12 protein-coding genes are annotated in these 17,288 nt (G+C 73.2%); 3 read left to right on the top strand and 9 right to left on the bottom strand.

Annotation, left to right across the window (positions count from 1 at the left end; translation table 11 throughout):
- Positions 1-3: 3 nt before the first annotated feature.
- On the bottom strand, positions 4-735 hold the full coding sequence (locus SCA03_RS15125) for a spermidine synthase family protein (RefSeq protein WP_086814681.1): 732 nt from the start codon (positions 733-735) through the stop codon (positions 4-6).
- A gap of 308 nt (positions 736-1,043) precedes the next feature.
- On the opposite strand from SCA03_RS15125, the gene lon reads away from it, so the two are divergent.
- A complete protein-coding gene (lon, locus tag SCA03_RS15120; RefSeq protein ID WP_086814680.1) occupies positions 1,044-3,599 on the top strand; it encodes an endopeptidase La in 2,556 nt (851 codons plus the stop codon).
- 215 nt (positions 3,600-3,814) lie between these two features.
- On the opposite strand, the gene SCA03_RS15115 is transcribed toward lon, so the two are convergent.
- Positions 3,815-4,714: a lysozyme gene (locus SCA03_RS15115; RefSeq protein ID WP_086814679.1), complete on the bottom strand. Its 900-nt coding sequence runs from the start codon at positions 4,712-4,714 to the stop codon at positions 3,815-3,817.
- A 262-nt stretch (positions 4,715-4,976) separates the two neighbouring features.
- Here SCA03_RS15115 and SCA03_RS15110 point away from each other — a divergent pair, with 262 nt between their 5' ends.
- Positions 4,977-5,447, top strand: coding sequence for a MarR family winged helix-turn-helix transcriptional regulator (locus SCA03_RS15110; RefSeq protein ID WP_030876166.1), 471 nt, complete (start codon positions 4,977-4,979; stop codon positions 5,445-5,447).
- Between the two features lie 36 nt (positions 5,448-5,483).
- Here SCA03_RS15110 and SCA03_RS15105 read toward each other — a convergent pair whose 3' ends face one another.
- The 5 genes from SCA03_RS15105 to SCA03_RS36180 all read right to left on the bottom strand — a co-directional run bounded on the left by SCA03_RS15105 (position 5,484) and on the right by SCA03_RS36180 (position 11,994).
- Complete coding sequence (locus tag SCA03_RS15105; protein WP_086814678.1) at positions 5,484-6,716, bottom strand: styrene monooxygenase/indole monooxygenase family protein; 1,233 nt, start codon at positions 6,714-6,716, stop codon at positions 5,484-5,486.
- 83 nt (positions 6,717-6,799) lie between these two features.
- Positions 6,800-7,411 (bottom strand): GTP-binding protein, encoded by a 612-nt coding sequence (locus SCA03_RS15100; RefSeq protein WP_030876162.1) that lies wholly within the window; start codon positions 7,409-7,411, stop codon positions 6,800-6,802.
- Positions 7,392-7,796, bottom strand: a complete 405-nt coding sequence (locus SCA03_RS15095) for a DUF742 domain-containing protein (protein WP_030876158.1) — start codon at positions 7,794-7,796, stop codon at positions 7,392-7,394. Before SCA03_RS15095 ends, SCA03_RS15100 begins: the two co-directional genes overlap by 20 nt.
- Positions 7,793-8,455: a roadblock/LC7 domain-containing protein gene (locus tag SCA03_RS35735; protein ID WP_030891992.1), complete on the bottom strand. Its 663-nt coding sequence runs from the start codon at positions 8,453-8,455 to the stop codon at positions 7,793-7,795. Before SCA03_RS35735 ends, SCA03_RS15095 begins: the two co-directional genes overlap by 4 nt.
- Positions 8,452-11,994 (bottom strand): sensor histidine kinase, encoded by a 3,543-nt coding sequence (locus SCA03_RS36180; RefSeq protein WP_230988700.1) that lies wholly within the window; start codon positions 11,992-11,994, stop codon positions 8,452-8,454. Before SCA03_RS36180 ends, SCA03_RS35735 begins: the two co-directional genes overlap by 4 nt.
- Before the next feature lie 873 nt (positions 11,995-12,867).
- On the opposite strand from SCA03_RS36180, the gene SCA03_RS15080 reads away from it, so the two are divergent.
- Positions 12,868-13,716, top strand: a complete 849-nt coding sequence (locus SCA03_RS15080; RefSeq protein ID WP_086814677.1) for a protein phosphatase 2C domain-containing protein — start codon at positions 12,868-12,870, stop codon at positions 13,714-13,716.
- A gap of 61 nt (positions 13,717-13,777) precedes the next feature.
- On the opposite strand, the gene SCA03_RS15075 is transcribed toward SCA03_RS15080, so the two are convergent.
- Positions 13,778-14,758, bottom strand: a complete 981-nt coding sequence (locus SCA03_RS15075) for a C40 family peptidase (protein ID WP_230988698.1) — start codon at positions 14,756-14,758, stop codon at positions 13,778-13,780.
- A 1,379-nt stretch (positions 14,759-16,137) separates the two neighbouring features.
- Positions 16,138-17,049: a protein kinase family protein gene (locus SCA03_RS15070; RefSeq protein ID WP_086814676.1), complete on the bottom strand. Its 912-nt coding sequence runs from the start codon at positions 17,047-17,049 to the stop codon at positions 16,138-16,140.
- Between the last annotated feature and the right edge of the window lie 239 nt (positions 17,050-17,288).

The raw sequence follows: 17,288 nt of genomic DNA, 5'->3' as shown, positions 1-17,288 counted from the left end.
CGGCTACGCCGGTCGGGCAGCGAGATGGACCACGTCGGGGACGCCTCGGGCGACCGGGATCTCATCGGTCCGAACACGGCAGAACCCCGCATTCCGCAAGGACGTTTCGAATTCCCCCGAGGGGCGCGCCGACCAGACGGCCAGCACGCCGCCCGGCCGCAACGCCGCCCGGCAGTCGGCGAGCCCGGCGGGGGAGTAGAGCGAGGAGTTGTCCCGGGTGACCGTCCAGTCGGGCCCGTTGTCGATGTCCAGGCACAGCGCGTCGTAGCGGTCCCGCGCCGTGCGCAGGTGCTCCTTGAGGTCGGCGTGCACCAGTGCCGTGCGCGGGTCCCGCAGGGCCCGGCCGGACAGCTCGTCCAGCGGCCCCTCGCGGTGCCAGTCGACGATGGCGGCCTCCCGCTCGACGACGGTGATCCGGCCCCAGGCCGGCTCGGCCGCCGCCTCGTCCAGCGAGAAGCCGACCCCCAGGCCGCCGATGAGCACCGCGGGATCCGTCCGGCCGGACAGCTCGGCCAGCGCGGCACGCACCAGCAGCCGCTCGGAGCGGCCGTCGGAACTGTCCATCAGGAAGCAGCCGTTGGCGATGATCTCGAAGACGCCGCCGCTGCCCGCGCCGCGCCGCCGCAGCACGACCTCGCCGTGCGGTCCGTCGCGGCGGTCCAGCGTGACGGGGCCGTCCTCCGGCGCGTGCGTACCGGGGGCCTGGGGGAGCGCGGCATGCGAGGGGGTGACCATGCGGGGCAGCGTACGAGCGCCACCGCACGGGGCGGCAACCCCGACCGGCCTCCCGCCTCCGGAAGCCTGCGTCCCGCGGAAGGCCCGCGGTGGGTCCGCGGAAGGCCCGTGGAAGGTCGACGGAAGGTTTGCGGTCCCGCGGGTGTTCCCAGGGGCGCGGGTCCACAGGTCCGCCGCGGGGCGCAAGAGGCCGGTGGGTACGGGGCTGATCGCTCAGAGCGAACGGGATCGGCGCGCTCCAGGGGAACACCGAGGACCTCAAAAGCATTGAGTGGGTACTACTCAACTTGCCTGCCTAGGGAGAGATCATGGCTGCTGAGTCCACTGGTACCCCGGAGTCCACACCGCTCGCCCTGCCCGTGCTGCCCGTCGACGCCGAGGACGGCGTGGTGCTGCCGGGAATGGTGGTGCCGCTGGACCTCTCGGACGCCGATGTGCGGGCCGCCGTCGACGCCGCCCGCGCCGCCACGGCCGACGGCACGGCGGCGGCCGAGGGCCCGGCCGGTACCGGCGGCAAGCAGGGCGACAAGCCGCTGGTGCTGCTGGTCCCGCGGGTGGAGGGCGAGTACCGGGGCGTCGGCGTGCTCGGCCGTGTCGAGCAGGTCGGCCGGCTCGCGGACGGCGACCCCGGCGCGCTGATCCGCGGCCTGCGCCGGGTCCGCATCGGAGCGGGCACGACCGGCCCGGGCGCCGCACTGTGGGTCGAGGGCACCCCGGTCGAGGAGTCCTCGCCGGAGCCCGTGCCGGGGCATGTCACCGAACTGATGAAGGAGTACAAGGCCCTCATCACCGACTGGCTGCGCAAGCGCGGCGCGTGGCAGGTCGTGGACCGGGTGCAGCAGATCGACGACGTCGGCCAGCTCGCGGACAACGCCGGCTACTCGCCGTTCCTGAGCGTGGAGCAGAAGCTCCGGCTGCTGGAGACGGTGGACCCGGTCGAGCGCCTCCGGGCCGCCACCTCGGCCCTGCGGGAGCACCTCGCGGAGCAGGACGTCGCCGAGTCCATCGCCAAGGACGTCCAGGAGGGCGTGGACAAGCAGCAGCGCGAGTTCCTGCTCCGCCGCCAGCTGGAGGCCGTCCGCAAGGAGCTGGCCGAACTGAACGGCGATCCGGAGGACGAGAGCGAGGACTACCGCGCCCGCGTCGAGGCGGCCGGACTGCCCCAGGACGTCGAGAAGGCCGCGCTCAAGGAGGTCGACAAGCTGGAGCGCGCCAGCGACCAGAGCCCCGAGGGCAGCTGGATCCGCACCTGGCTGGACACCGTCCTGGAGATGCCGTGGAACGTCCGCACCGAGGACGCGTACGACATCACCGGCGCACAGGCCGTGCTGGACGCCGACCACGCCGGGCTCCAGGACGTCAAGGAGCGCATCACCGAGTACCTGGCCGTGCGCAAGCGGCGGGCCGAGCGGGGCCGGGGGGCTGCGGGTGCCTCCGACGCTGCCGACACCGCTGACGCCGGCGACGCCGCCTCGGAGGCGGGCGCGGGCGCCGGGGACGCGGGCTCGCGGCGGGCCGGCGGCGGGGCCGTGCTGGCGCTGACCGGGCCGCCCGGGGTCGGCAAGACCTCGCTCGGCGAGTCGGTCGCGCGTGCGATGGGCCGGAAGTTCGTCCGCGTCGCACTCGGCGGCGTCCGGGACGAGGCGGAGATCCGCGGCCACCGGCGCACCTACGTCGGCGCCCTGCCCGGCCGGATCGTCCGCGCCATCAAGGAGGCCGGCTCCATGAACCCGGTCGTCCTGCTGGACGAGGTGGACAAGCTCGGCGCCGACTTCCGCGGCGACCCCTCGGCCGCCCTGCTGGAGGTGCTGGACCCGGCGCAGAACCACACCTTCCGGGACCACTACCTGGAGGTCGAACTCGACCTGTCCGACGTGGTCTTCCTGGCCACGGCCAACGTCCTGGAGGCCGTACCGCAGCCGCTGCTCGACCGTATGGAGGTCGTCGAGCTGGACGGCTACACCGAGCACGAGAAGGTCACCATCGCCCGCGACCACCTGCTGCCCCGTCAGCTGGAGCGCGCCGGGCTGGAGAGCGGCGAGGTCGCCTTCGACGAGGCGGCACTGCGCAAGCTCGCCGCCGAGTACACCCGCGAAGCGGGCGTGCGCGGCCTGGAGCGTGCCGTGCAGCGGGTGCTGCGCAAGGTGGCGGCCCGGCACCAGCTCGGCGAGCTGGAGCTGCCGTACACCGTCGGCACGGACGAGCTGCGCGAGCTGATCGGCCGGCCCCGGCACACCCCCGAGGCCGCCCAGGACCCCGCCGAGCGGCGCACGGCCGTTCCCGGTGTGGCGACCGGCCTGGCCGTGACCGGCACCGGTGGCGACGTGCTGTTCGTCGAGGCGTCCCTCGCCGACCCCGAGACGGGCGCGTCCGGGCTCACCCTGACCGGACAGCTGGGGGACGTCATGAAGGAGTCCGCGCACATCGCGCTCTCCTATCTGCGCTCGCGCGGCGCCGAACTGGAGCTGCCCGTCGCCGACCTGAAGGAGCGCGGCATCCATCTGCACGTCCCGGCGGGCGCCGTGCCCAAGGACGGACCGAGCGCGGGCATCACCATGACCACGGCGCTGGCCTCCCTGCTCAGCGGGCGCCAGGTCCGGCCGGAGGTGGCGATGACGGGTGAGGTCTCGCTGACCGGCCGCGTGCTGCCCATCGGGGGCGTCAAGCAGAAGCTGCTGGCGGCGCACCGGGCCGGGGTGACGACCGTGATCATCCCCAAGCGGAACGAGCCGGATCTCGACGACGTCCCCGAGGAGGCGCTGGAGGGACTCGACGTCCACCCCGTCTCCGACGTCCGCCAGGTCCTGGAGCTGGCGCTCACCCCCGCGACGGCGCCGGCCCGCGAGACGCCGGTCGCGGCGTGACGGACGCGACCGGCACCGGAGTGGCCCCCCACCGGGAAGGCGGGGGGCCACTCGCCCGTCCGACCGTCGGCCGGCCCCCGACCGACGGAGCGTCAGCCGTTGGCCCCGACCCCGGCCGAAGGGGCGTCAGCCGTTGGCCAGAACCCTCAGCCGGGCCATGGACCCGTTGCTGTGCTGTCCCGGGGACAACCCCCGGACCCCCGGCCGAAGGGGCGTCAGCCGTTGGCCAGAACCCTCAGCCGGGCCATGGACCCATTGAAGGTGTTGTGGTCACCGACGATCGGTCCGCTGGAGGTGTACTGCCAGAAGGTGTAGAAGCCCCAGCCGGCCGGGAGCGCCCCCGGTGAGGAGGCGTACCGGGCCACCCAGAGGGGGTTGGTCCTGCCGAAGCTCCTGCTGTTGCCGGTGCACTGCTTCCACCAGTTGGTGTTGGTGTAGATCACCGCGTCCCGGCCCGTGCGCGCCTTGTACGTGCGGGTGAAGTCCTTGATCCACTTCACCATCGCGCTCTTGCTCAGGCCGTAGCACGTGGAGCCGTACGGGTTGTACTCGATGTCCAGCACGCCCGGCAGGGTCTTGCCGTCCTTGCTCCAGCCGCCGCCGTTCTTGGCGAAGTAGTTGGCCTGGGTGGCGCCGCTGGAGGTGTTGGGCGTCGCGAAGTGGTACGCGCCGCGGATCATCCCCCGCTTGTACGACCCGTTGTACTGCTGGGCGAAGTAGGGGTTCTTGTAGTTGGTCGACTCGGTCGCCTTCACGTACGCCCAGCGGACGCCCTTGTTCCACAGGCCCTTCCAGTTGACGTTCTTCTGGTGGCTGCTGACGTCCACGCCGTGGACGGACGCCTTGAGGCCGGCTCGCTTGCCGGGCGGCCTGCCGTCGGTGCGGTCGCCCTCGCGCATCTGCACGCCGGCGCCCATCCATGCCTGTCCGCGCTGCGTGGGCTCGGCGGGGTTGGCACGCTTCTGGGCCGAGCGGCCGGCGCCTTCCTGGTCCCCGGACACCGCCGACGTCGTACCCGGAAGGGTGAGGACGAGGGCGAGCGCGGAGACGGCCGTCCCGGCCGCGGCCGCGCTTCCGCGTCTGCGACGGGCCGTACCGGTTGTGAAGCTGGGCATCTCTGCCTCCGAAGCCTCTGTTGGGGGGTCTGGTACGTGAAGGTATGTCCGGATGTGGGGGATAACATGCTGCGACGCGCGAAAAAATCTACTTAACCACGTTGTGTCCACGTCAAAAGAACGGTAAACGGCGGAGCTGTCACGCGGAAGACGGACCGGGCCCCGCCGCGGTCCCGCTCCTGCGAAATACTGGGCCGAGCTGCGACGATCGCGCGCCGCGGCAGAACATTTCTCCTGGAAGACACCGGAGAGGGATCCTGACGTGCACAAGGCCGACACCGAAACCGAAGAGCTCTTCGGCCCCGAATGCCTCGATGTCGAGCGGGAGTTGGCGGTGTTCCTGCGCCGTGCCCGCGCCTCGTCGGGGGAGATGGCGCGCCAGGTGCACCCCGATCTGGAGCCCGCCGCCTACGGGCTGCTCGTCCGCCTCGAAGACGGCGGCCCGCAGCGGGCGACGGATCTCGCGGGGTACTTCGGCGTCGGCAAGGCGACGATCAGCCGTCAACTCCAGGCGCTCGTCACGCTCGGGCTGGTCGACCGCGTACCCGACCCCGGGGACCGCCGGGCCTCCCTCATCAGGCTCACCGAGGAGGGCCGCGCACGCTTCACCCGGGTACGGGACGCCCGACGGCTGTCCTACGCCCGCAAGTTGGCCGCGTGGGACCGTACGGAGATCGCCGAACTGGCGCGGCTCCTGCACCGGTTGAACTCCCTGGGCGAGACCGAGGAGTGAGCCGGGGCGGCCACCGGCGCGGTACCGGCAGGCGGATCAGGCCGTGACGCGCTCCAGATAGGCGTCGGCCTTCTCCGGCTCGTAGAACCACTCCTCGAAGTCCGCGGGATCGTCGAACCCGTTGGCGAACCGGTCGGCGATCTCCTGGGCCCGGCCGCCCGCTCCGAGCAGCCGCAGCACATGGTCAGGCGGCGGCGCCAGCATGGCGTTCGTCCACTTGGTGACGTGCTGCGCCGTGCCCCACCAGCGCTCGAACGTGCCGGTCATCCACTCCTCGTCGAAGGGCTCGCCGCCCCGGTCCAGGATGTCGGCGAGATAGCTCGCGGCGCACTTCGACGCGGAGTTGGAGCCCTGGCCCGTGATCGGGTCGTTGGCCACCACCACGTCCGCGACGCCCAGCACCGCGCCGCCCGAGGGCAGTCGGCCGACCGGCCTGCGGACCACGGGTGCGTACCGTCCGGCCAGCGTCCCGCCCTCGTCCGTCAGTTCGGCCCCCGTCGCTCGCGCGTGCTCCCACGGGACGTAGCGCTCCATCAGTTCGAGCGTCCTGGCGAGATGCTCCCGCGGGTCCCTGACGTCCTGGAAGGCGTCGAGCGGGCCGCCGGGCACGCCCTCGAAGAAGAGGATGTCCGCCCGGCCGGAGGTGGTCAGCGTCGGCATGACGAACAGCTCGCCCACGCCGGGGATCAGATTGCAGCGCACGGCTTCCGTCTCCGGGTGCTCCGGCCGGGGCTCCAGCCCGTGCACATAGGCCACCGCCAGCGCGCGCTGCGGGGCGTCGTAGGGGGAACGGGCTCCGTCCCGCTCGAACAGGGAGACGAGTTCGCCCTTCCCGGCGGCGACGAGCACCAGGTCGTACCGGCCGGCGAAGAAGTCGAGGTCGCCGACGGCCGCGCCGTGTATCACCAGCTGGCCGCCGCGCTGCGCGAACGTCTCCAGCCAGCCGGCCATCTTCAGCCGCTGGTCCACCGACTGCGCGTAACCGTCCAGCTCACCGAGCCAGTCGACCGCCCGGGAGTGGTCCGGCGCGCCCACCGAGACACCGAGACCACGGATGCGCGGCGCCTGGCCCTCCCAGAAGTTCAGGCCGAGATCGCGCTCGTGCCGGAGCGCGGTGCGGAACATGCACTGTGTCGACATGACCCGGCCGCTGCGTATCTCGTCCGGGGTGCGGTTCGACATGAGGGTGACGTCGTAGCCGTGCGACTGGAGGCCCAGGGCGAGTTGGAGACCGGACTGACCGGCCCCCACGATGAGTATCTTCCGCATCGCGGTCTCTCTTCTTCGGTTGCGTACGTACTGCGGAGCCTGCCCGCCGTACGCCGCCGTCGCCCCACCGCGCCGGACGGCCGTCAGGCGGGAGCGGCGTCCAGCGCGTGCGTGACGAGGCAGAGGAGCGCGTCGGTCACCGCGCTCTTCTCCCGCGCGTCCATGATCACAACCGGTACCTGCGCGGGGACCGACAGGGCCTCCCGCACGTCTTCCGCCGCATAGAGCGGCGTGCCCTCGAAATGGTTCACCGCGACGATGTAGGGCAGCCGGCTGGTCTCGAAGTAGTCGAGCGCGGGGAAGCAGTCCTCCAGCCGGCGGGTGTCGGCCATCACCACGGCCCCGATCGCGCCCCGGGTCAGGTCGTCCCACATGAACCAGAACCGCTCCTGGCCCGGCGTCCCGAACACATAGAGCACCAGATCCGGCGCCAGGGTGATACGGCCGAAGTCCATCGCGACGGTCGTCGTCACCTTGTCCGGCGTCGCCGTCAGATCGTCCGTCTCCTCGCTGGCGCGCGTCATCAGCGCCTCGGTCTCCAGCGGTTCGATCTCCGAGACCCTGCGCACGAACGTGGTCTTGCCGACGCCGAAGCCGCCCGCCACCACGATCTTCGTCGACAGCGGAGCGCGGCTCAGATCCTTCTGCCACTCCTGCACCGGCTCGCCGTCCGTCTCACAGCCTGCGAAGTCCATCCAGCACCCTCTCCAGCAGCGCGTGGTCGGGGCGCTCGGCTCCGTGGCCGGTTCCGTGCACCCGGATCCTTCCCTGGTCGGCGAGGTCGCTGAGCAGCACCCGCGCCACGCCGAGCGGCATCCGCAGCAGCGCCGCGACCTCCGCGACCGACCGCATCCTGCGGCACAGCCATTCGATCGCCCGCATCTCCGGCAGCACCCGGCCCCGCAGCCCGTCCTCGGCGGGCTCCGGTAACCCGTCGGGGGCCTCGACCACCGCGACGAACGTCTCCACCAGCAGCACATGGCCGGACTCCGTACGCCCGCCCGTCAGCATGTACGGGCGGACGCGCCGGGGCTTTCCGACCCGTGCCGTGCGTATCGGCAGCGCCGGGGCAGCGCTCACCGCCCCTGCCCCGGTTCACGGCCCGGCTCCTGGGCCAACTCCTGCTCTTCCGCCTGCTGCTGCTCCTCCTCCATGGACTTGCGCAGCTCGGTGCGGAGTTCCGGGGTGAGCACATGGCCGGCCCGGCCGACGAAGAGCGCCATGTGGTAGCCGACCACGCTCATATCGGCGTCCGGCGCCGCGTGGACACCGAGCAGCGAACCGTCCCCGATGGTCATCACCAGCAGGGCGCCCTCGTTCATCGCGACCATGGTCTGCTTCACCGCGCCGGTGTCGAGCAGCCGTGCGGCCCCGACGGTCAGCGAGGCGACACCGGAGACGATCGCCGCGAGATCCCCGATCGTCCCCTGCGCCCCGCCTGAGCGCGCGGCACCCGGCCGCCGGGACGGCGTCTGCCGCGGCGGCTCCCACGGGGCGTTCCCGGCGCCCGCGCCGAGCGGTCTCCCGTCCGGCGTACGCGGCAGCCGGCTGACCCGGTCGCCGCTCTCCTCACCGTGCTCCGTGCCCAGTCCCGGATCGGACGAGAGCAACAGCAACCCGTCGGACGAGACGACGACCACGGACCTGACGGCCGGTACCTCGTCGACCAGACTGTCCAGCAGCCAGCGCAGATTCCGTGCTTCCGAACTGCTGGACGTGCGCATGGTGGGCGCGTTCACTTGCGTGCCTCCTCGGCGGTACCACCGTCAACCTGCGCCCCCGCTCGCTCGTTGTCCCCCTCATCGGCCCTTCCGGCCTCTTCAGCGGCAACCTGCGCCGCCGCGTCACGCAGCCCCCTGCGGGTGCCCTGCTGGAAGCCGCCCAGCCTGCGCCGCAGCTCCTCGGCATCGGTTCCGCCCACCCGCGGGGGCTCCTCCGCCGGACGCTGCGCAGCGATCCGAGGCGTCCGCTTCGGCAGCCCCTTCGCGGTGTACGCCACGTTCCCCACGGACTCGTCCCGAACCGCGCGCCCCTCGGCAACCGTCCGGGTACCTGCGCCGGATCGGTCCTGAGCGCCGTTTCGGTCCTCAGCGCCGATTCGGTCCTCAGCGGTCGGCCGGTCCTCAGCGGTGCGCCGGGCGGCTGCGGCTCGCTGGGAAGCCCCGGCTGTGCGGGCCGCGGCGCCCGGCTGGGCCTCTGCGTCAGGGGCGGCCTGGGCCTCCGCGGTGGCCTGGGCCTCCGCGGTTGTGCGGGTGTCCGCGTCCGCCTGCGCGTCCACGAACGCCCGGCCCCCGGCGGGGCCGCTGCCGTCCGGGGACGGGCCCGAGCCCGCACCCGTGGACGCGCCCGGGCCGGTGTCCGCACGGGGGCTGTCGGCCGTACTGGTCGGGGTACGGCCGCCCGCACCGTCCTCACCCGGCGCGTCGTGCTCGCCGGATGCCTCCTGCACCCCGGACGCCGGTGAGGCCGACGCGGGCGAAACCGACGCCGGCGAAGCTTCGGTCTCCGCCTCGGCCCGGGCGAGCGAACCCGGCGCCTGGTCCAGCGCCCGGTCGTGCTCGCCCACCGGCTCGTGGTCCGCAGCCTTCGGGTGCTGCAACTCCGGTGCGTCCGGCTCGGGGACCTGCCCGACGGAACTCCCCGCCCCGGCCCCCGGAATGCCGAGCACGTGCGTGCCCGCTCCGGACTGCCCGGCGGCATCACCCTCGATGGCGCCCTCGGCGGCGGCAGACATCGAAGGGGCACCGAACATCCCGGCGTCCGCCCCGACCCCCGGCAGGTCCGCCGGCTCGTCACCCGGTTCGACACCGGGCTCGATACTGGGCTCGGCAACCGGCCCGGAAACAGCCCCCACGGAGCCGCCCTCGGCGAAGGCCCCGCCTTCGAGCACGACCTCGGCCTCGATCTCGGCCGCTCCGGCGTCCTCCGCAGTACCGCCGTCCCCAACGGCCGCGCTGCCCTCGGGGGCCGGGGCGTCCACGTCGGCCTGGCCGACCTCGGCGACCCCGGAGAGCGCCCCCGAAGTTCCCGCCGACGCCGTGGCCTTGGAGAGCCGCTGCGCAGGCTCGGTCGGCCCGGCGGTCCCGTCCGGTCTGTCCGAAGCGCCGGGGCCATCGGAAGCACCGGAAGCCGAAGCCCCGGGCGAGTTCGGCTCCGTCGTCGAGCCGGGATGCTCCGGCCCGCCGGGTTCGGAGGCCCCGTCGGTGTCCGACGCGGACGCGGAGGCCGACGGCGTCGGGTGGTCGGGCAGCAGGGCGCGCGGCACGATGACGACCGCCGCGGTCCCACCCTGCTTCTGCTTGCGCAACTGCACCCGCAGGCCGTGCCGCGCCGCCAGCCGTGCCACCACGTACAGGCCCATGCCCAGCCCGTCCGGCTCGCCGGGCGCGCCGTCGGCGGCGCCGGATCCGAACGGCGGCCGCTGTACGTCCGGCTCACCCAGCCGGCAGTTGAGGTCGGCCAGCCGCTGCTTGGCGATGCCGATGCCGTCGTCCTGCACCGACAGCATGACCTCGCCGTTCTCCAGCATCCACGCCGACAGCCGCACGGGGGAGTCGGGTGCGGAGAACGAGGCCGCGTTGTCGAGGAGTTCGGCGAGCAGATGGCTCACATCGTCCGCCGCGAAGCCGACGATCCGTGCGTGCGGCGGCAGCGTGCCCAGCTCGACCCGCTCGTAGCGCTCTATCTCGCTGATCGCCGCCCGCAGCACGTCCAGCAGCGGAGCCGGGGTCTGCTGAAGCCCCGTCCCGCCCTGCTCGGCGCCGGCCAGCAACAGCAGGTTCTCGCTGTGGCGGCGCATCCGGGTGGCCAGGTGGTCAAGGGTGAAGAGCGTGCCCAGCCGGTCCGGGTCGGCCTCCTTCTCCTCCAGCTCCTCGATGACACCGAGCTGCCGTTCGACCAGGCCCAGCGTGCGCATCGCCAGATGCACGAACGCCCCCTGCGCCGCCCCGCCGCCGGACTCCAGCTGCTCGCGGGCCTCCTCCAGCTCCTCCCGCAGCGCGGTGTACTCCTCGCCCAGCACGAGGTGCCGCTCGGTCAACTGCGCCTTCTCGACGGCGAGTTCGTCCTGATCCCGCTCCGCGCAGGCGGCCCGCCGGCCCAGCTCGGCTGCCGTCTCCCGCAGCGCGTTCAACGCCCCGACGACATCCGCGAACTCGTCGTTCCGGCCCCGGAACGTGATCGGCTCCTCGCCCGCCGGGTCCTTGGCCAACCGCTGCGATCCCCGCTTGAGCACCGAGAGCGGCCGGGCCATGGAGCGCGCCGTCTGCACCCCCGCCCCGACGGCCAGCAGCACGCAGGCGACCAGCAGGCCCACCCCGATCTGGAGTCCGGTGACATCGTCGTCCCGCACCTTTTCGAGCCGCTTGACCTCGGCGGCCGCGAACGACGCCTGCACCCCGCGCATATGCGCGACGCGGGCGGAGACGGAGGTGTCGAACCGGTCCTGGTCGAACATCCGGGCGCTCGGCGTCAGCGCGGAGCGTGCCGTGAGCCGGTCCAGATACCGCTCGGCGACGGTCACGTCTGTGCCGTTCACCGTCGTGCTCCAACTGTTCCGCGCCGCCGCGCCCGCCGTCTCGTCGAAGTCCTCCAACGCCGCCTGCTCGCGCACACGCGACTGCTCGGCGCGGCCCATCAGCGCACGCTGCGGACCGTCGGCGGCCAGCGCCGCCCGCAGCAGCCCACGCGTCGCGGACGCCTGGTCGACGGCGCGCGCCAGCGACGGCAGCGCCGACGCCGTCGGATCCTGCGCCCGCGCGGGCAGCCCCTCGGCGACATCCCGGGTGAGCCCGCGCAGCGCGCGGATGATCCGCGTGTACCCGTCGTAGGTCTCCAGCGACGAACCCTTGCCGCCCAGCGCGGACTGACGGGTCTTCGGCAGCCGCTTCAGCTCCTTGACCACCCCGCCCGGCACGGACGCCGGTGCCGACGAGGAGCGCAGCTCCTTCACCTGCCGGTCCACCCGCGCCCGCAGCGACTCGCTGACCCCGGCCGTCCCCTCCCGGCTGGTCCGGCCGGCGGCCACGTACTCGACCATCCCGTCCCGCTCGTCCGCGAGCGAGTGCGACAGCGCGATGGCCTGCTGGTCGAGCCGGGCCCGGTCCACCAGTTCCTGCGTGTCGGCCGCCTCCTGCGAAGCGGACATCACATGGGGAGCGCCCGCCGCGATGACCGCCACGGCACACAGCACCACGGACACCAGCAACCGGTTCCGCACCCGCGCCCTGCGCCTCTTGCCGGGCGTCCCGGCACCGGAACCGCCACTGCCCGAGGCCACCGACGCAGTCACCGGCGACGTACCGCCCACCACCGGACCCGTCGGATCCGCGGGGGCCCCGGCTTCCGGAGCGGCAGCGGAGGCCACGGCCGAGCCGCCGTCCGACCGGCCGTCACCAGCCGCCTCACCGGAACCGGCAGCAGCCGCCCAACCGGGAGCGGTGCCCACGCCAGGTCCCCCGCCCTCGGACGACGCCGTCCCGGCGGACACCGCCTCGGGCGAGCCGTCCTTCCGACCAGGAGCCACACCGGCGGGACGGGCACCCGCACCCTGCCCGGAACCGTCACCGAGCCTGGCACCACCGGCCGGCCCCGCCGCACCGACGGGCCCGGTCGCACCCACGGTTCCGCCTGTGCCGGCGGTCGCCGTGGCAGGGGGAACGTCCGGTTTCCGAAGTCGCTTCTTCCGCACCCGTGCTCGCAATCTTGTCCCGCCTGCCCCGGTGGGCCCGGGTGGCACAGTTCTCCGTGTGTGGCAGGAGACTGACCCGCCTGGCCCGGCCCCGTGCGCCCTTCCGGTCGGACTCGACGACCGACCTTTGCAGCGCGCCCGGGAGGCGGGTGTGAAACCCCTGCCTGGCCACGCGAAGGAGTGAACCGCACTCCCGAGTTGGGGAACAACTCCACCTGAGACGGGCGTTGTCCGCTTTCCGGCCGTCGGCTGGAATTCCGCCCGGCGTCCTGGCAAGATGCCCGCCGCACTTTTTCGGACCAGCCGTTCCCGGACGGGGAGCGACGGGGTTCCGGACCGCGGCCCCGTCCCGACGGTGTACGGCCCCGCCCTCGGGGCGAGTCGGCCGCCCCGCTCGCGACAGCCGCCTGGCCTGCGCCCTTGGACCGCAACTGCCGCGGACCTCTCCGGCACACTGCTGGCATGCACATCGAGATGATCACCGAGCCCGGTGATCCCCAACGCCCCAATGAGGACTACGCGTCCGCCGCGCTGCCCGCCTCCGGAACCGGGGGAGCCCTGGTGGTGCTCGACGGCGTCACGCCCCCCATCGGTGACGACGGCTGCCGGCACGGAGTGCCCTGGTTCGTCGCCCGGCTCGGCGGGTCCCTGCTCGAACTGATCGGGTCACGCCCGGACATGACCCTGGCTGCATGTCTCTCCTCCTCTCTGGAACGTGTCGCCGCCGGCCACAGCGCCACCTGTGATCTTTCTCACCCGCGCACTCCCCAGGCGACGGTGGTCGCCGCACGCTGGGGCGATGAGCGTGTGGAGCATCTCGTCCTCTCCGATTCCTCCCTCCTGCTCGAAACGACAACCGGCGCCGTCCTCCCGGTTATCGACGGGCGGTTGAGCGAGCTGCCCCCGCATGTCCGTGCACTGTGCGACCAGGCGCGGGCCACGGGCACCCCGGAGGACCGGGCGCAGTACGTCCGCGCCGTCGAGGCCCTCCGCAACGCCCCCGACGGAAGCGGCTTCTACACCGCCGCGGCCGACCCGTCCGTCGCCGAGCGGGCCGTGACGGGCAGTCACCCGCGCGGTGAGGTACGCGCCCTGCTCGCTCTGACGGACGGCGCCACCCGCTGGAGGGACACCTTCCATCTGGGCGACTGGGCCGACCTGTTCGAGCTCGTCCGCAGGGAGGGCCCTCGCCCCCTTGTCGCCGCCGTGCGCTCCGCGGAGAACGCCGACCCGCACGGCATCGCTCACCCCCGGGGAAAGCGCCACGACGATGCGACCGTCCTCCTCGCGGTTCCGGCCGACCCGGCCTGATCGGGCGGCCATCCGGTCCTGCCGCCTTGCACGCCCGCGCATCGACCGGGCATCAGCACCGTCACCGCGCCTGCTTCGCTCCCTCCACCCCCTGTCCCGTGCCGTCCGGCCGCACGGCCCCGATGGGCGGATCCGTCGCCAGAGGCGTCAACTTCACCTTCCCGCCCGGCCTGGGGGCCTGGACGACGCGTCCGGACCCCGCATAGATCCCGACGTGTGTCGCCCCCGAGTGGTAGATGACCAGGTCTCCCGGGCGCAGTTGGTTCAGCGGCACGTGCGGTAGCCGGCGCCACTGCTCCTGGCTCGTGCGCGGAATGGCATGGCCGGCGTGCTGCCAGGCCCGCGCGGTGAGCCCCGAGCAGTCGAAGGCGTCGGGCCCTTCGGCGCCCCAGACGTACGGTTTGCCGATCTGATCCATCGCGTAGGCCAGTGCTCTGCGCCCCTGAAGCGAGGCCGCCTGCCCGGTGCTTGCCGGGCCGCCCAACGCTCCCGACTCCATCAGTTTGCGCTGTGCGGCGTCCGTGCGCTGCTGCTCCAACTCGCGCATTCTCGACAGCTCTTCGCCGGTCAGCGAGGCGAGGAGCTTCTCCACCTCCTTCAGTTTCGCGCGCACCGTGTCGCGCTGTTGCTTCTTCTTCTCGGCCAGCTTCTGTTGCCGGTCCAGGGACTGCCGCGCCTGTTCGACGGCCGTCGCGTGCTGCTTCTCGCCGCTGGTCAACTGCCGGACGGCCGCCGCCTGGCTGTCCGCCGCCCGTCGGAGCAGATGCCCCTGCTCCAGGAACCGGTAGGGGTCCCGCATCAGCAGCATCCGCACGGCGGGCGGCAGCCCGCCGGCCACACCGGTCCGGTACTGCTGCCGCGCCAACTGCCCGGCGTGGGCCCGGCCGTCCGCGAGTGCGGTCCGCGCCCGGGCCAGCCCCGCCTGCGCGCGGCGCGTGTCCTTCCGCTGCTTCTTGAGCTTCTCCTCGATCGCGTTGTAACTCTCCGACGCCGCCTCCGTACTGCGGTACAGGCCACTGAGTTCGCCCAGCAGCTGCCCCACCGGCTTGGCTCCGGGACGGGCCGGGCCTGGTGCGCCGGACGCGTCTCCCGCCCCGTCCCCCGCCCCGGATTCTTCTCCGGCATCCGGCGGGGAGGGGGACGAGTCGCTCGGCGTACCGGCGCCGGGAGAAGGGCGTGCCGGCAGCGAGGCCGCAGCCGGCAGGACGGACAGCGGAGGCGCCGTCCCGGCCTGGGACGTGTGGAGCACCGGTGAGAGGGCGAGCGGCGCGGGCCCGGCCGAGGAGCGCGAGCCGGCCGGCGCCGAGCCAGCCCCGGGCGGAGCCGCACGGGAGAACGCGGTGGCCGCCTGCGGCGCCGGCCGAGCGGAGGCCCAGCGAGGCGAGGCCGGTGACGCGGTGGCGTGTGCGAACGCCGGCTGAGCCGTCAGCGTCAGCACCGTCGTCGCGGCCATGACCGCACCGCATGTCCTGGACACTCCCGAACCGGGCGACCGGCGCAGGAGCCGTCGGCACCACCGGAGGGAAACTCCCTGCTCGCCCGAGGCCCGTCCACGACGCCCCCGTGCCCCGTCTCCGTGCTCCCGCCACGCCTGCCTTCCGTCTCCCCGGCAGGGGTCGGGGCCGCGCACCCGGTGGTTCCGCGCACCCGGTGTCCGCCGTGCTCCTCCGGCCCCAGTCGACTGCGCCCTGGCACCTCGACGGGGTACGCCCGCGCGGGCCCGGGGATGCACGCGGCACGTCCGGTCCCGTCCCCCGTTGGCTCGTCTGTTCCTCCCGGGCCGTCGGCGGTGACCGTTCCGTCCGGCCGTCTCCTCCGCCTCCGCCTCACGTGATCCGAGACGCTTCGTCGATGACTGCAACACCGCACACCTCGCTCCTGGACGGCTTGCTCCCCGTTCTCGTCCGCCCTCGTAGCGATCGTGGCACGGTCGCCTGCCCGGTCTCCCGGCGAGCAGAGCAGGGTGGACGCATGCCGCTCACCCGAAGGCTGGTCCTCAAAGCCCCGCTCCCCGGACCGCTGATCGATGCGCCGGCGTCGGCGTCCGGGGAGCCGCTCCGGTACCCCGCCCTCCGGGCGAACGCTCCACACACCGGGACGGACCAGCGGCTTTGTCTCGTATCTCCGCCATGGGCCGGGGGGACTGACGCGGCGAAACCTCGCCGCCTCTACCTCCGGGCCGGGCTCATAGGTACCGAGGTTCGGCCCTTCCGCGGTCGCCGAATTCATTCGCACGGGTGACGAAACCGCTCACCTGATCCCACGTCCATCCACCGGTCCGCCTGGTCCCCAGGAGTCCGAGGCCCGACTGGTTCCAACGGAGCCCAGCGGAGCCCTTTCGGCGGCACCGCGGCACCGAGGGCGCCGAGGACGCCACTGCTCCTGAATTCCCCTCAGGGTGCCAGCGTTCCCGATGTCCCCTCACGTGCGGGACGGCCGCCACCTGCTCAGCCCCCGCGCCTGATCGGCGAACTCCCCGATCTCATGGAGCCAGGGCTCGGGCAGCCACTCCGCGGCCGGACGGTCCGCGCTTCTGGCCAGGTCGAGGGTGCGTGCCAGCACCTCGGGGTGCGGTCGGCGTTCGGGGCGAGGATCGAGGCAGGCCCGCAGGGCCTCCCGGAGCCCTTCGGTCACCGCGCCGGGCTCCGGGAGCTGCCGCACCGCGCAGAGGTTCTCGTCCGACGGCCCGGGCGGCGAGACGAGCCGGGCCGTGGACGCGAGTGCCAGCACCACACCCAGCCCGACGACGTCGTCGGCCCGGAGCCGGGACGGGAGCGCACCGCCGGCGGTCTCCGGGTCACCGAGGGCCGACCGGGCCGTCACCTGGCCCAGGACGGTTCCGCACTCGACGAGCAGCGGGCTCCGCGCAGTCAGCACGACGTTCCCGGGAGACATGTCCCCGTGCGCGACTCCTGCGGTGTGCAGCGCCGTCAGGGCCCGCGCCAACGCGCCCCCGAGGGCTCGCACGGACATCTCCGGAAGAGGCCCGTACAGCCGGACGAGCGCCGACAGCGGACGCCCCGGCGCGAACTCGGCAGCTGTCCAAGGTTTTTCACCGTCCAGCTCGCAGCCCAGCGGTGCCGCCACGGAGGGATCGGTCACCGCCTCGACGCGTGCCGCCTGCCGGCGTAGCCGCGCCCGCGTCTGCCGGTCGCGGAGGAGTTCCGGCCGTACGGCGCGTACCGCGACGAGCCGCTTGCGTGCTCCCCGCTGCGGTGACCCCCTGCCGACGTGGAGCGTTCCGGCACGGCCGTTGCCGAGCACGCCGAGCAGTCGGTACGGGCCGAGCCGGTGCGGCGCGGACCCGCGCGGCGGGACGATTCCTTCGAGCACGGGAAGCAGGAAACCCGCAGCGCACGGTCCTGTCCAGGCCGCCAGGACCGGTGGGGCAGGGAGGAGCGGCGTCGCCCGAGCGAGGAGACGAACCTTGGGAGGCTGACGGGCGACGCCACCGCACCGCGAGCAAAGCGGACTAGACCACTACTGTCAATTGGTCCGGACCTACTGGTCTTGCCAAGAGATCCCCATGGCGGCGTCAACGGCGCCGGCGCCGGGCGGCGTGGTACGTACGG

Origin of the sequence: Streptomyces cacaoi (assembly GCF_006539165.1) — a bacterium.
GTDB classification, from domain to species: Bacteria; Actinomycetota; Actinomycetes; order Streptomycetales; family Streptomycetaceae; genus Streptomyces; species Streptomyces cacaoi.
The sequence above is the reverse complement of the archived record's forward strand: the minus strand, read 5'-3'. Positions and strand labels throughout refer to the sequence as shown.

Bases quoted from the DNA above. Each gene is read 5' to 3' on its own strand.
- SCA03_RS15125 (WP_086814681.1), bottom strand. From the start codon at position 735: ATGGTCACCCCCTCGCATGCCGCGCTCCCCCAGGCCCCCGGTACGCAC.
- lon (WP_086814680.1), top strand. From the start codon at position 1,044: ATGGCTGCTGAGTCCACTGGTACCCCGGAGTCCACACCGCTCGCCCTG.
- SCA03_RS15115 (WP_086814679.1), bottom strand. From the start codon at position 4,714: ATGCCCAGCTTCACAACCGGTACGGCCCGTCGCAGACGCGGAAGCGCG.
- SCA03_RS15105 (WP_086814678.1), bottom strand. From the start codon at position 6,716: ATGCGGAAGATACTCATCGTGGGGGCCGGTCAGTCCGGTCTCCAACTC.
- SCA03_RS15100 (WP_030876162.1), bottom strand. From the start codon at position 7,411: ATGGACTTCGCAGGCTGTGAGACGGACGGCGAGCCGGTGCAGGAGTGG.
- SCA03_RS15080 (WP_086814677.1), top strand. From the start codon at position 12,868: ATGCACATCGAGATGATCACCGAGCCCGGTGATCCCCAACGCCCCAAT.